This window comes from Paraburkholderia sp. LEh10 (genome assembly GCF_017814945.1).
Lineage (GTDB): Bacteria > Pseudomonadota > Gammaproteobacteria > Burkholderiales > Burkholderiaceae > Paraburkholderia.
The window spans coordinates 59847-74411 of sequence record NZ_JAGIPX010000043.1 but is presented as its reverse complement, the minus strand read 5'-3'; the positions used below and the strand labels follow the sequence as shown (position 1 = coordinate 74411).

The following is a 14565-nucleotide window of genomic DNA, read 5'->3' as shown; positions in this document are numbered from 1 at the left end:
GCGCGTAAAGTGTTCGCTTCGCCGGGCTGACGCCCGCACTTGACCCGCCAACCACCCACTCGGGATTCGAAAGAAGCTCTTTATCCAGGTCGCTGTATAGCGCATTAGCAATAAATCTGCCTGTGCCGCGTGTATCCCCTTCAGAAAGCTTTTCCGTCATCGGTAAGACTAGTGACCGATTCCTTGAAGAACAGCTACCTTACAGTCCATTGTGACAGACACACAATTGGAATCGCGACTTCGAGGACGATTTCGTCAAACTGGCATTCTGCCAGAGTCAAGCCTAGGTCGGTCCCGGGTCAATCCGATTGGCCAGCGTGTTTTCGAGACTGACTTCACCTGTCCGCATCGCGCATCCGGTAAGCATCAATGAGCCGGTAGAGCGTTACGTTCGAGATACCCAGGTCACGCGCTTCCTCCATAATGCCCGCGATGCCGCAACAGCGTCTGTTTGATGGGCACACGCTCTGCGGACTCTCTCGCCGAGTTCAGAGATATGGGCGTTCGAGTCAGCAGATGATCGAGTCGAAGTCCGCTCGGCAATCAGCCAACCGTCTGCCGTCACCATGGCTCGTCGCGCGCGCGCGTTTTGCCCAGTTCGCACATGGTTCCGGTCCACGCATAGCTGTGCATTGCATAGATCATTGACCGCCTTGGGTGAGCGCGCAACGAAGCCTTTGTATAGATCTGCCAGCATTATCGACGACCGTACTCATACCCCGTACCTCAGTGCTTTTATCAGGCTCGACCAGATGGACTGGGCCATCCTTGTATTGCATATGCCGTTCTTTTCTCGAAGGATGTCTGTCAGACGGAGGGATCGCCGATCATATAGTCGTCGATAATTTTCAGGAGACCGGAAAAATACCTTCTTACGCTTTCCAGCTCTTCGCTGCCCAGCGTGCCATCGAGATCGGCAAGATGGCGGTTGACCGGTTCGAAACAAGCCGTAATGGCCGTCCGGCTCCCTGGAATGAAACGCAGCAGGATGCGCCGCCCATCGGTCGGGTCAGGCTCACGTCTTATCAGTCCCGCTTTTTCGAGGTTGTTCAGGGAGCTCGTAATACTGCCTGGAGATAATCCCATCAGTTTCGACAGCCGGCCGGGCGTGACCGGTTGTACTTTGTCCGAATAGGCAACTTCGAGGCATTCCAGGTCGATCACGTTTAGCCCCAGACGCTCAGCCACGAACTGGTTGAACGCCGCGAGCTTGACACCCAGCAAGAACCGCAGTTTGACGACCTCCGCACTTCGTTCCGTGTGTGTCATGGTTCTTCTCCAGCCATCATTGGACTGCACCGTCTGTGTGGCCAGCCATCGTCGGCAGCAGCACGCGAAGGATCTGAATGAAAGCCGGACCGAGCAATACCAGCATCAGCGTCGGAAAGATGCAGAACATCAGCGGAAACAGCAGTTTCAGCGCAATCTTTCCGGCCGCTTCTTCTGCCTTGAGGCGCCGCTTGAGCCGCAGATTGTCCGAGTGCACGCGCAAGGAATCGCCCATGCTGGTACCGAAACGTTCGGCCTGGATCAGCATGGCGACCAACACGTCGATCTCCTCGACGCCCGTGCGCAGAGCCAGGTTCTTGAGCGCCGTTTCCTTACCCATCCCCGCTCTGAGTTCCAGCAGCAGAAGTTGTAGCTCATCGCTCAGGGTCCGGCTCTTGACGTGCATTTCATCGGCCACTTTCATCAGCGCCGCATCCAGCCCGAGGCCTGCCTCCACGCAGACCGTGAGCAGGTCCAATGCGTCAGGAAAGTCCTCGAAAATGGTCTGCTTGCGCTTGTTCACCTTGCGAGCGAGCACGAAGTTGGGAAGGTAGTAGCCGACGGCCGCCAGCAGGAGCAGCACCATCAGAAGCAATTGGCTCTTCTGGTTCGACAGGTACGGGCCAGCCGTCACGAGGCAGACAAGAGGCAGCCCGATCACAAGGACAGTCTTGGCGGCAAAATAAATCCCCGGAGCCGAGTCGTTGCGCCAGCCTGCGTGCATGAATTTCATACGCAGCGCCGAACCTTCCCAACCTTCTTTAGGAAGAGAGAGTTTCGCAATCGGCTTCGAAGCTGCAGCGATCTTCTTTACCCATTGAGCCTCCTCGTTATCCGCACCTCCCGCCGTGGCCTGTTCGTTGCTAGTGAGCTTGTCGAGGCGGCGGTTGATCGAGTTCGGCATCAGCAGTGCCATCAGGCCGAACGCGACAAGGGCGACAATCGCGAATACGGCGGCCAGCAATAAGAGTTGTTCTGTTTTCATGGCGGGCGTGGGGTCGACCCATCCTCAAAGAATGAAAATAACAAACCTTGCTCAAATATGAATGCGGATGATCTTGCGCATCCACATCACGCCGAGCACCATCATGACGAACGCCCCGCAGATCAGCTTGATGCCGGTCGGATCGGTGTACAGCACCCGAAGGAAGTCCGGATTCAGAATTGAGATCAGGAACGCCACCACAAACGGCAGGCAGCCCAACACCCACGCCGACAGCCGCCCTTCGGATGACAGCACCTTGACCTTGCCGAGCAGTGCCAGCCTGGAGCGAATGATCTGGCTGATGTTGCCGAGAATTTCAGCCAGGTTGCCGCCGCTCTCCCGCTGGATCAGGATCGCGATTACGAAATAGCGCAGGTCGCTGATCGGTATGCGGCTGGCGAGCCCGCCCAGCGCGTCATTGAGCGATACGCCGAAATTGATCTGGTCGAACGTCGTGCGAAACTCGCTGCCGATCGGCTCAGGCATTTCATCGCCCACCATGCCGAGCGCCGTCGAGAAAGAATGTCCGGCCCGCAACGACCGGCCGATCATATCGGCCGCCTCAGGCAACTGCTCCTCGATCGCCTTCAGCCGCTTCTTTTTTGCACGACTTACCTTGAACGGCGCGAACATGCCAACAAGCAGCATTGCGGCAACAAGCGCCAGCACCGGCACATAGACCAAAAAGCCTACGATGCAAACCACAACGGGCGGAATCAACGTGTACGCAACGAACTTTCCGATCGACCAGTTCAGCCCTGATTGAACCAGCCAGCGGTCCACCAGCTGGATGCGCGGCACCAACAGCAACATCCGGGTCAACAGCGGCGATCCGCTCAGTTCGCGCTGCTTGAGAATGGACATCGCCTGGTCATTGCCGTGTCCTCCCGCAGACATCATGCGAATCCGGTTTTCGAGGCGTTTGGCCTCACCGCTGTGTTTGCTTTGCCACCAGAAATAGCCGGCCTCGATCAGCAGGATGATCGAAAAGAATACCAGGATGATGAACGCATAGAATGCGTAATTCATGACGATGCCCCTTTCCTTTGAACCGCGGCAGTTTTCCCGTCGCGGCCCTTTTCTTCCCTGGCCGCGCCGTTACACCGGATAGAGCCGGGACGGGTCGTACAACGAGTCCGGCACAGCGACACCGAATGCCTGCAGCCGTTCTGAGAACTTCGGCCGCACGCCCGTCGCGCAGAAATGCCCGCACACCTTTCCGTCCTTGTCGACGCCAGAGCGTTTGAACGTGAATATCTCCTGCAGATTGATGATGTCGCCTTCCATCCCGGTAATTTCCGAGATGCTCGTGATCTTGCGGCGTCCATCCGTCAGACGCGCGGCCTGGACGATGACACTGATTGCCGAGCTGATCTGATGGCGTGCGGACTTTTGCGGCAGATTCAACCCCGCCATGCCGATCATGTTTTCAAGGCGCGTGAGCGCATCGCGCGGCGTGTTGGAGTGGATCGTCGCGAGCGAACCTTCGTGGCCGGTGTTCATGGCCTGCAGCATGTCCAGGGCTTCCGCGCCCCGCACTTCGCCCAGGATGATCCGATCAGGACGCATCCGCAGCGCATTGCGCACCAGCGAGCGCTGGGTGATCTCGCCTTTGCCTTCGATGTTGGGCGGACGCGTCTCGAGCCGCAGCACGTGCTCCTGACGCAGTTGAAGCTCGGCTGCATCTTCGATCGTGACGATCCGTTCATCGGACGGAATGAAGCCCGACAGCAGGTTGAGCATCGTCGTCTTGCCGCTGCCCGTGCCGCCCGAAATCAGCACGTTCACCTTGGCGGCGGACAGCGCTTCGAGCACCTGCATCATCGGTGGCGTGACGCTTTGATACTCGATCAGGTCTTTCACGCTCAGCGGGTTCACGGCGAACCGGCGAATGGACATCAAGGGCCCGTCAATGGCCGACGGGGGAATGATTGCGTTCATACGCGAGCCGTCGGGCAGGCGTGCATCGACCATCGGGTTCGATTCATCGACGCGGCGGCCCACACGCGACACGATCTTCTCGATCACCTTCATCAGATGCGCGTCGTCATAGAACGTCACGTCGGTCAGTTCGAGCTTGCCGCGCCGTTCAACGTAAACCTGCTTGTACGTGTTGACGAGAATATCGGAAACGGTCGGATCGGCCAGCAACGTTTCGAGCGGCCCGAAGCCAAGCATTTCGTCGCGCACGTCGCGCACGAGATTGCGCCGCTCGACCTCGTTGATCGGCACGCTGTCTTCTTCGACGATGCGCTCGACGAGCTGCGCCAGTTCATACTGGATCTGCTCGTTCGACAGACGCTGAAGCTTTTCCAGTTCGACGCGATCGATGATGGCCTGGTGAACGTTCCTCTTGAGTTCCTGATATGCGCGCCTGGCCATCTGGTTGCGGTTGGGGCTCTCATCCGGCGCGGATGTGCCACCCTGACTGGAGAACTGTTCGCGCAGCGTCAATACGCTTTCCATTTTTTCTCTCCTCTATCTCATGCCCGGCTCAGCGCCGGCTTGCCGAAGAATTTCTGCAGGATGCCGCTCCGTTCATTCTCGGGTTGCGGTGACAGCGAGCGGACCAGTTCGCTTAGGCTTTTTGCCACACCGCTCGATTTGTCGAGCCGGAGGATCGGTACGCCCTGATTGATCGATGCCGACACCGACGCGCCATCTTCGGGAATCACGCTGGCCACGCGCAGATTCAACGCCTTTTCCAGTTCCGGCAAGCCCACGGGCCCTTTCTTTTGATAGCGGTTGACCAGCACACGTACCTTGTCGCCGCGATAGCCGAGCGAACGGAATATCTCGAGCAAACGACGTCCGCCGCGCAGATACGGCAGGCTCAGTTGCAGCACCGGAAAAATGAAGTCGCTTTGGTCGAGCACCGTGATCGACACATTGCTGATGCTCTGGCCGATATCGAAAATGACGAGGTCGTACCGGTGCCTCACCAGATTCAGGATGCGCTGCAAATGCTCGGGCCTGATTTCCTTTGTCCTGGCTGGATCGGGCACGCCCGCCAGGACATCGAAGCCGTCGCTGACATGGGTCAGGCAGGCATCGAGAAACGCGGGATCGAGCCGGTCGATCTGCGCGCTCACGTCGGCCAGAGTCGCGGGCGGCGTGACCTCCGACACAAGGAAAGCCGCTTCACCGAATTGATGGTTAAGATCGATCAGCAGCACGAGCTTGCCGGCTGCCGATGCGGCAAACCCGAGATTTGCAGCCAGAAACGACGTGCCGCTCCCGCCTTTGCAGGACATAAACGAAATCACGCGGCCCTCGCGCCGCGTGCCGTTGATCTTGCGGCTGATGCCTTCGATGGCGTGCTGGAGTTGCTGGGAATCGACAGGCCAGGGTTGCACGTCGCGCACTCCAGCGCGCATCGCACGAATCAGCAGATCCGCTGACGGCGATGGTGTCAGCAACATGCAGGTCATGTCGGCGTTCTGTGCTGTCAGTCCGGTGAGCGCGTCGAAGTCATGCAGCTCTATCTGTCCACCGTTGACAATCAGCAGATCGACACCGTCGAGCGCTTCGCGATTCGCGCACAGGTCGGCCAGTCCCTTGCTCGACGTCTTGACGCGATGATTGGAATCCCCTGCCTCGACAATCCGCGCAATCACATCGGCATGCGCTTGTTCGGTGGAGTTGATGAGAATGTCGATCATTTCGTTCTTCCTGTTACGGACGATGGCTCAACTACAGGTAGGATTGGTTCCGCCCACGCTGCTCAGGCTTTCCCTTGGCAACGTCGTCGAAAATGGCGGCATCGTCAGGTTGAATGGCACGAACGGCACCATGGTATTGACGGGCACGTTGGTGATCGCAACCGTGACCGACGTGCATGACGTGGCGTCGCAGCCCGACGGCAAATACGTCACCTGCACGTTGGCGGGTTTCAGGATCGGCAATAGCTGCTGCATATCCCTGACCACCGGATTGCCCGTGCTCTGGCTGGAGTTGATGTCGCACACTACGGCCACCCGGGCACCGATCCGCGTGGCTTCCGCTGCCGTGTTCCAGTAAAAGAGCACACGCCCTACTTCCATCACGCCGATCAGCAGCGTAAAGAACACCGTCGCGACGAGAGCAAATTCGAGGGCGGCTACACCTTTTTGGCGTCGTGCACCGGGCAGACGAAGGATCGCGATTCTGTTCATAGCACTTGCCTCATCACGCAGCTGATATCTCCGAAGACCAGACTGCCCAGGTTGAAGAACCCGGTGATCTGCGAGTACTGGTATCCCGTCACCTTGACCTGCACGAGATTGATGGTCTCGGCGGCCGGAGTGGTTTGAACGTTCTTGTACTGCCCGCTGCAGCCCGACGTATTGACCTGGTCGCATACCACGACCATGTTTGTCGTCAGGCCACTGACAAGGGCCGAACCTGAACAGTCCGTGGTGCCAAAAACAGCAAGACACTGGGCTTGCGCAAGCGGATAGTTGGTCGCGTCAGTCGGGTCATACGCCGACAGCAGACGCGTCGCATCCCGCACCGACTTCACCATCGTGTTGTACTGATAGAACGCGTGACCAAACTCGGCGATGCCGAGCAGCAGCGTGATCAGCGGAATGGCCACGAGCCCGAACTCGACTGCCACGGCGCCCCGCATGCGGCGCATCGATTTTCCTGGCGAGCGCATGAGCGTCTCCTATTGAACCAGCACCGGTACCATCGGCCCGATGCCGGCCGTCGTGCTTCCCGGGATGCCCTGGGTTGCGCAGGGCGTGGTTGGATCGCTCCCGTCACCGCGATACTCCACGTAGATCGTGCCGCTGAGATAACCGTTGATGTTTTTCTCCATCGGATGAAGCATCAGCACGCAGGCCCATGACTGGATCGCCGATTTCTGGCTGGCACTCTGCAATGCCGAACAGTCGACCACCGGCACAAGCGCCAGCCGCCGGTCGGAACCATTGGCGTAATAGCTCGATGGTTGGGCTCCGTTTTTGGCACCTTGGACATCGAGATTGGTTGATGTTTTTCCCTGGTACGGAGCTCGCGCCTCCCGTTCTCTGTCGCGGAAATCCGGGAAGACATTGGAGCCCGGAATCAGGTTTCCGCCTGCATCTTTTGTGGGCACGTAGGAATACCCGGTGAAATCGGGCACAGCCGCGGAAGGATCCGGCGGAGCATTGTACGAACCCTGGTAAATTCCGAAACGGGTGTTCCATGCACCGTCCATGCTCTGGATGTTGCCGGTGTGGCCGACCTGTGTACCCAGCGATGGCAATGAGCACTGTCCTGAACCCGTGAGAAGCTTCTTCATGTCCGGCACTGTCTGAAACCCACTGCTCGGATCGTTTGGATCGTTAGGGTACGCGATCCACATGAAGTTTCCGGTCAACGAATTGTCCGAGCCTACCTTGCTGGGAATCCAGTCCCCCACTTTGTAGGAGCTGCCGGCAGCCGGCGTGCAGATTCCAACGGGCAGCGCGCAGGTCGTCTGCGCCTGCGTGGTCGAAGCAACGGCCGTCGCGGCAACAGCCGACTGACCGAGCGAGGCATTGACCACCCGCATGAACCAGTTCGAGATACCAGTGCGGGTCACCGTGCAGCGAACGTATCCGATGCTAGGCACATCCGCCGCCGTGTAACTGGCCTTCGTCTGATAGGGCCCAGTGAACTGCTTGCTGAACGTGACATTGCTGTTGGTCGAAAGCGACACGTTCTCGCTTTGCATCAAGACCCTATTGCTCGACCCCACCGTCATCCCTGCCGCCTCTGGTGCATCGAGCGACACCGCCTTCGTCAGGTCACGCGCCGCTGCGAGTGCACAGGCGTCCGCGGCATTCGACAGTTCGCTCTTCGCAATGTAGAGCTTCCCCAGATCGAGTGCGAGCCCAGCGAAGCCGATCAGCACGGCAAGCGTCAGTGCGACGATGATCGCCACGATGCCGCGCTCGCCCCGCCGAGCTGCTACATGCATACCGGAATGATTGACGCGACGCATGACGATCTCCCACCTGCGTTGTTTTTACTGACCGCTGCTGTTCCCGTTCCCGCTGCCTATGCCGATGACGTACGCACCTTGTGTCGTGGAGGGATGCGCGAACGACTTGTCATACGTAGCCATCGCCGACGCAGCGGACTTGCCGTCGATGCCATCCGGGGCATGTTCGCGTTCGCCAGCATGCGGATCGATGATCTGCGCCTGGGTGACCGCTTTCAACGCCTGGCCAACATGCGCATCCCAGATCGGCGTACTCGACATGCAACCACCGAGCGCGATGCAGACCGGGAGCATGAGCGCCGCCCGACGCGTAAAGAAAAACTGTTCGAGTTTCATGAGATTCCCCTTGTCAGCACATCAAAGGTCGCGAGCGTGATCTGCCAATTGCGCGCTGACGACGTCCAGTAGTCCCTGGCTTGCTGCGATTCTTGCGGCAGTGTTTTCGATGCGCGCCACCCGTGCCGCCGTGTCTTCCGTCGCCGAGGACTGCACCGACGGGGGACGCGTGGTTTGCACCTGACCAGGCGGCAGGCCGGCGCGGGACGCGCCCGGCAACGCGGCGTCACCCGGCCCGGCCTGCGCGGCATGCGCGTCGCTCGGCGGCGATGTCATCACTGCCGGTGCAGCGGGTGCCTGCGGTGCGCGGCCGGGCGCCTGCATCTGCTGCGCTGCCGGTGCCTTGCCTCCAGGTGACGCCGTCGTCCCGTTACTCGTGTTCGCGGCCTCGCCCTGCTGTGCCTCGCGTTCAGCGATCCGGGCCGCAGCACTCTCGATGCGGGCAATCCTTGCCTGCTCGTCCGCCATCGGGTTCTGTGCCAGGGGTTGAGCCACTACAGCTTGAACCGGTACGGGTTGAGCCACTGCAGGTGTTTCATCTCGTGGCAGTACGTTCGATGCAGGTGCCGCAGCGGGCGCCTGCGGTGCGGGTGCAGGCATAGGTGCCGGCACTGGCGCATTGCCCGGCGCATTCCCCGGCTGCGTGCCCACGGGCGCCCCAGGCGTCTTGCCGTGGTGACCTTCCATATTGCCCGTCGCATACACTTCGGCCTCGTTCACTTTCGAGAAGCTGTCCGTCGGCAGCGGATAGTTCGCGGTCTGCATCGGCTTCACGAGATGCGGCGTGATGATGAACACGAGTTCCGTCAGGTCCGCCTGGAAATTCGTGCTGCGAAGCAATGCACCGAGAACGGGAACTTCGCCAAGACCCGGTACGGCTTTCAGCGAGCCCGTCACGTTGTTGCTCAACAGTCCGCCGATCGCGAACGATTCGCCATCGTGCATCTGGACGACCGTTGACGCGCGACGCGTGTTGATAAGCGGCAGGATGGAAATACCCGTCGAGCCGGAAGCCGAGACCGTCACGCCTGTGGGCGATAGTTCGGACACTTCAGGCGACACCTTCAGGCTGATCCGTCCTCCCGACAGCACGGTTGGCGTGAAGCGGAGGCCGACGCCGAACTCTTCCTCTTGCAGCGTGATACTCGATACCCCGTTGCCGCTGCTTTGCGGAATCGGAATAAAGATCTTGCCGCCCGAGAGGAACGTGGCTTCCTGGCCGCTAATCGTCACGAGGTTCGGTTCAGCAAGAATCTTGACCAGGTTGTCGGTCTTTTGCGCATCGACAGCCAGATTGAACGGACGGTTGTTGGCCTTGCTGACAGCCAAGGCGCTCGTCACGCCAGCGAGCAGGTTGCTCACCAGCGCCCCCGTCCACGATCCGAAACCGCCCTGGATGTTGACGGCCGAACCCAACTGGTTGATCAGCGTCTTCGCGACCTCGGCCACCTTGACTTCGAGCATCACCTGCTGCGGCGAGTCGACGGTCATCATGTTGATCACGGTGGAGGGATTGCTATTGCTCGAGCTTTGCTGGTTCACAGGCGTGCCGCCACCCATGACGCCGGTTCCCGACTGTGCCTGCTGCGTGGGCTGCGAGTCCGCGAATGCCTGCGCGATCACCATCGCCTGTTGCGCAGCGGGCGCACTCGATACGTGACCGGCCAGCACCAGGTTGCCAGCTGCCGTCGACACCCGGATGCCGCGCTCCTCGGGCATCAGCTGCGTGAGTGCCTGCTGCAATCCGTTCGCGTCGATATTGACGATGACGTTGATCATCTGGCACGAGCCGCTCTTGCCCTGCACGATCATGTTGGTCGTGCCAACGGCCATCCCGACGATATAAAGAGTACGAGGTGACACCAGCGCGGCCTGCGCGATCGTCGGATTGCCGAGCGTGCGGTTGCGCGCGGGCTCGAGCAGGGGCACGAGAGCCGACTTACCGACGGCCACGTTGACGGTCGATTCGTCGCGGATTTCGCCCGTGCAGCTCGGGCCGCGCAGAGGCAAGGGTCCGTTTGCGACAGCAGCGGCACCCGCGGCGCCCGCTGGCATCCCGCCCATCGCGACCGTCATGGGCATCCCACCGCGTCCGGCAGGCAACGGCGCATTCGCGCCGCGACTCGCCAGCGCCGGATAGGCGACCGCTTCCTGCGCCTGGACGCTCTGCATGCCGACCAGCCCAAAGCAAAGAATCACGGCGAGCGCCTTGCGGCGCAATGTGCAGCGGTGCGTGTTGCTACCGTGCGAGAACCCCGGTGTCGTTTCCATTTGGTCATGCCCCCCGATATCTGCAAGTCGAGACTTGCGTTTCTGCCTTGTCGTTGCCGGCCGCAGCGCACCTGTCAGACGCCGCTAAAGCCGTTCTAGAAACATTCGAGACTGCCGAGCACGCCCGATAGCACGCCTACGCAGTCTTGCCGCACGGCCGGACGCGCCGCGTAGTGCGTACGCACCTGCCGCACGGGACGCGCCGCAGGAGCGGAAGCAGGCGCTGCGGGTGTGCCGAGCAGCGTGAACTTCGTGGCACCGTCGGTTTGCAATGTCGCGGTATCGACCTGGTTGCGCAGCACCAGTGATAGCGTGCCGACGCTACGCGCGAGATCGAGTTTTTCTGCCTGCTCGGGCGTAACTTCGAGCGTCACGGCATTGACGACCTTGGGCTTGGTCTCGTCGCGTCCCACTTCCTGCGCAACCGCGAGCACCAGAATCTTCTCGAGCACGATCTTCGAAATGTTTTCGTCCTTGTTCGCACTCTTGTCACTGCCCTTGTCCTGCTGCGTGCTGACGATGATGTCGACGTAGTTGCCGGGTAGCGCGAAGCCCGCGACGCCGATCACGTCGTTCACCCGCACGGTGATCGCACGGCGGCCTTCCGCGATCACGGCCGACAGACCGCCCACCGTGCCGACGGGCGTGAGCTTGCCGTCGAGAATCGGCTCGCCGCGCAACACGCTGTTTTTCATCACGCGCCCGTCGAGTTTCTGCTCATCGGTAAACGCGCCGGGCGGCACGCTGCCCGATGGCCAGTCCACCATCTTGATGAACTCGGAGTTCAGGCGTTGACCCAGATTGATGTCGACGGCCGCGACAGCGACCTTGGCGGTCATGCCAGACGACCGGTCGAGCAGCCACCTCGATGCCATTGCCACTGCGCCGAGCCCGGCGATTGCAGCGACCACCAACATCACCAACGCACGTACGTTCTTCATGACAGCTCTCCCTGATGCCTGACCTGTGTTCGAACTAGAATTTCCGGCCGCTTAACCGGTCATTTAACCGGCCGCGATTTTTTTTGCGTTCCACTCCGTGCCGACGCCCTGTGCCGGCGGCGGACTCTCGTGCTCGCCCGTCACGGCGAAATAACTGTTCCACGCCCTTAGCAAGCTCGGCCCGTCCACGACGGCGGCCTGCTCCTGGTAACGCGCGTTGGCGAGCACGATGCGCAGCAGGTCGCCCGGGTAACACGCGAGCAATGGCCGGCCCGACGTCATGTGCAGGTGATGGACGAGGTAGTCGAATGCGTCGTCGTCCGATGCCAGCGCAAGCTCGCGGCAACGTAACTCATAGACGGCGCGATACTCGGTCACATCCAGCGGGCCTATGTAGAGCTTGCAGCCGAGCCTTCGAAAGAAGGCTTCGTCGCCGAGATCCCCTGGCGCGATGTTGCTCGAGAACGCCACCCACACATCGAACGGCAGCGAGAAGCGCAAACCGGTATGCAGCGTGAGCATGTCGAGCCCGCGGTCGAACGGCACGATCCAACGGTTGAGCAGTTCGGCCGGCTCGACGCGCTGTCGGCCGAGGTCGTCGACCACATACAGGCCGCCGTTCGCCTTCACATGCGGCGGCGCCTGGTAAAAGCCGCTCGCGGCGTCGTAGCGCAGTTCGAGCATGTCGAGCGTGAGCTCGCCGCCGGACATCACCGTAGGCCGGCGGCAAATCTGCCAGCGGGCGTCGGAAGGCGCATCCAGCAGCCCATCGGGCGATCCCGTCTCTTGCGGCTCATGTATGAGCGGGTCGAAGATCTGGATGATCTCGTTCTCGACGACGATCGCATACGGCACAGCCACGAGGCCGGGCAGCAGCCGCTTCAATCGTTCGGCAAGCGAAGTTTTTCCACTGCCGGGCGGGCCGAAGAAAATGACCGGTTTGCCGCTGTTGACCGCGCCGCCGATCTCATCGATCAGTGCAGACTTGATCATCAAACCGGCAAACGCCGCCCGCACGCCGGTACGCGTGACCTGCATCTGCCGGATCGTCTGCCGACGCAGCGATGCTTCGTACGCTGCAAGGGAAACGGGCGCAGGGCCGACGTAACGGCAGCGGGCGATGAATTCGGACGCCCGCTGACGTCCGCCGTCCGTCAACTGAAGCTCGACGTCGATGTCGGTCGCGCCTCGCCGCACGACTTCCATCACCCGTTCGCGCACCGCGAAGGCCGTCACGCTTTCCAGCACGCTGATACTTAGCTTGAGACGCTGCGACAGTTGCGACAGCGACACCTTGCCAAGAAGATGAGCCGTTTTAGCCACCAGTTCGAGCAGCAGGTTCTGATCGAGTCCGGTGTCGGCAATGGTGCGCGGCGCGCGTGCTACGAGAGCCGTTTCCGCGCCATCCCCGTTCACGCGTGCGCGGCTGGCGTCGTGAAGACGCGTCACATCTGCCGATGCCTGCGGCGCTGCTTGTTGTTCGTCTTTCACGTTGTACCCCCGATTGGTCCCGCGCATTGCGCGAAGTCTCTTCTGTCTGCTGCGTGTTCTGTTGTCCTTGCTTTCTTTTGCCCTGTTGCCCCTCGGTGTGGGCTCTTCTCTTATGTGAATCCGGCCGTCAGCCGATGACCCGCGCCGCGTGCATGAACATGATGCTCAACGTGCCAAGGGCAATGGCCACGCCGTACGGCAGCGACCCCACAGAAGGCAGTGCGGCGCCCTTTGTTGTTACTGGCAGACTGCCGTACTGGCCGCCCCTCGAAAGCAGCATCGCCAGCATATTGGCGCCGACGGACTTCACGGCGCCCCTGAAGACAACCACGGCCAGCGCCCAGATGCCGCCAATGACCCAGGTCATGAACGCAATCTGCATCGCCATCTCCGGTTCGACGAACGCGCCTACGGCCGCCATCAGTTTTACGTCGCCTGCACCCATGCCGCGCAACAGATAGAACGGCAGAAACAGGCCTCCCCCGGTGAGCAACCCCAGGATCCAGCGGCCACTGCCATCGACCGCTCCATGCAGCCCCCACTGCACCGCCAGAGCCAGCGCAAGTCCAATGAGCACCAGCACATTCGGAATGCGCCGCGTATGCAGGTCCATGCCCGCAGCTGCTCCGACCAGACCCAACAGGCATTCGCCGACAGGAAATTCAAACGCGTTCATGGAGTTTCCCCGTTTGTACTTGCTCGACCGATCCTCGATAGAGGATGAATCGACCAGTTATGGTTTTTAAGGAACCGTGACGCCGCCAAACCAGTTACCGAGACCGGTGAAAAACTGGTTTAGCCCCCCGCCGACGGCCGTCGCGCCGCCGATGATGGCCACTGCGATCAAAGCCGCGAGCAGGCCGTATTCGATCGCCGTTACACCATCTTCTTTGCGCATAAAGGCATGGATTTGGCCGAGCGCTTTTTCCATTTTTCTTTCCCCCACGACGTCGTCTGGTTCTTCTGCACTCATTCCGGTGACAATAACGGAGCCGTCGACTGCGAATATTCGACGGCTCTCCTGCGCCGGTTGAGCAGCTTACGCTGTGACGTTCAACGCGCCCGCGATGCTGTTGAACATCGCATTGAGGTTGGTACCGACCGCAGTAGCACCGACGACGATCGCCACCGCGATCAACGCAGCCAGCAGACCATATTCGATCGCCGTCACACCGTCTTCTTCACGCGCCAAGGCACGGATCAGGTCCAGAACTTTTTGCATTTTTCATTCCCCCAGGACATTTAGGTTTCTGCACTCACTTCCGGTGCAATAGCGGAGCCGTCGAGTGCGACTACGCGGCAGCTCCGCCTGCGCCGGTTGG

Annotated in this window: 15 protein-coding genes; all 15 read right to left on the bottom strand. The window is 60.5% G+C overall.

Features of this window, described 5'->3' with window-relative positions; genetic code table 11:
• Positions 1-807 precede the first annotated feature (807 nt).
• The 15 genes from J8I87_RS29465 to J8I87_RS29395 all read right to left on the bottom strand — a co-directional run bounded on the left by J8I87_RS29465 (position 808) and on the right by J8I87_RS29395 (position 14465).
• The gene (locus J8I87_RS29465; protein ID WP_209935652.1) at positions 808-1269 is read right to left on the bottom strand and encodes a MarR family winged helix-turn-helix transcriptional regulator; all 462 of its coding nucleotides are present in this window, start codon (positions 1267-1269) and stop codon (positions 808-810) included.
• A gap of 16 nt (positions 1270-1285) precedes the next feature.
• Positions 1286-2254, bottom strand: a complete 969-nt coding sequence (locus J8I87_RS29460) for a type II secretion system F family protein (protein ID WP_209935650.1) — start codon at positions 2252-2254, stop codon at positions 1286-1288.
• Positions 2255-2305: 51 nt separating this feature from the next.
• On the bottom strand, positions 2306-3283 hold the full coding sequence (locus J8I87_RS29455) for a type II secretion system F family protein (protein ID WP_209935649.1): 978 nt from the start codon (positions 3281-3283) through the stop codon (positions 2306-2308).
• Positions 3284-3352: 69 nt separating this feature from the next.
• Positions 3353-4720: a CpaF family protein gene (locus J8I87_RS29450; RefSeq protein ID WP_209935648.1), complete on the bottom strand. Its 1368-nt coding sequence runs from the start codon at positions 4718-4720 to the stop codon at positions 3353-3355.
• Between the two features lie 17 nt (positions 4721-4737).
• Positions 4738-5916 carry a CpaE family protein gene (locus J8I87_RS29445; RefSeq protein WP_209935647.1) on the bottom strand — a complete coding sequence of 393 codons (1179 nt, stop codon included), beginning with the start codon at positions 5914-5916 and terminating at the stop codon, positions 4738-4740.
• Positions 5917-5943: 27 nt separating this feature from the next.
• Positions 5944-6408, bottom strand: a complete 465-nt coding sequence (locus J8I87_RS29440) for a TadE family protein (protein ID WP_209935646.1) — start codon at positions 6406-6408, stop codon at positions 5944-5946.
• Positions 6405-6893 (bottom strand): TadE/TadG family type IV pilus assembly protein, encoded by a 489-nt coding sequence (locus J8I87_RS29435; protein ID WP_209935644.1) that lies wholly within the window; start codon positions 6891-6893, stop codon positions 6405-6407. The genes J8I87_RS29440 and J8I87_RS29435 overlap by 4 nt, the downstream gene beginning before the upstream one ends.
• A 9-nt stretch (positions 6894-6902) precedes the next feature.
• The gene (locus J8I87_RS29430) at positions 6903-8204 is read right to left on the bottom strand and encodes a TadE/TadG family type IV pilus assembly protein (protein ID WP_209935643.1); all 1302 of its coding nucleotides are present in this window, start codon (positions 8202-8204) and stop codon (positions 6903-6905) included.
• A gap of 24 nt (positions 8205-8228) precedes the next feature.
• Positions 8229-8540: a hypothetical protein gene (locus J8I87_RS29425; RefSeq protein WP_209935642.1), complete on the bottom strand. Its 312-nt coding sequence runs from the start codon at positions 8538-8540 to the stop codon at positions 8229-8231.
• A 21-nt stretch (positions 8541-8561) separates the two neighbouring features.
• On the bottom strand, positions 8562-10811 hold the full coding sequence (locus J8I87_RS29420; protein WP_409518816.1) for a type II and III secretion system protein family protein: 2250 nt from the start codon (positions 10809-10811) through the stop codon (positions 8562-8564).
• Positions 10812-10906: 95 nt separating this feature from the next.
• Positions 10907-11752 carry a Flp pilus assembly protein CpaB gene (cpaB, locus tag J8I87_RS29415; protein ID WP_209935641.1) on the bottom strand — a complete coding sequence of 282 codons (846 nt, stop codon included), beginning with the start codon at positions 11750-11752 and terminating at the stop codon, positions 10907-10909.
• A gap of 63 nt (positions 11753-11815) precedes the next feature.
• Positions 11816-13243 (bottom strand): ATP-binding protein, encoded by a 1428-nt coding sequence (locus J8I87_RS29410; RefSeq protein WP_209935640.1) that lies wholly within the window; start codon positions 13241-13243, stop codon positions 11816-11818.
• 127 nt (positions 13244-13370) lie between these two features.
• A complete protein-coding gene (locus J8I87_RS29405) occupies positions 13371-13919 on the bottom strand; it encodes a prepilin peptidase (RefSeq protein ID WP_209935638.1) in 549 nt (182 codons plus the stop codon).
• A 66-nt stretch (positions 13920-13985) separates the two neighbouring features.
• Positions 13986-14174 carry a Flp family type IVb pilin gene (locus J8I87_RS29400; protein WP_209935637.1) on the bottom strand — a complete coding sequence of 63 codons (189 nt, stop codon included), beginning with the start codon at positions 14172-14174 and terminating at the stop codon, positions 13986-13988.
• A gap of 108 nt (positions 14175-14282) precedes the next feature.
• Positions 14283-14465 carry a Flp family type IVb pilin gene (locus tag J8I87_RS29395; protein ID WP_209935636.1) on the bottom strand — a complete coding sequence of 61 codons (183 nt, stop codon included), beginning with the start codon at positions 14463-14465 and terminating at the stop codon, positions 14283-14285.
• Between the last annotated feature and the right edge of the window lie 100 nt (positions 14466-14565).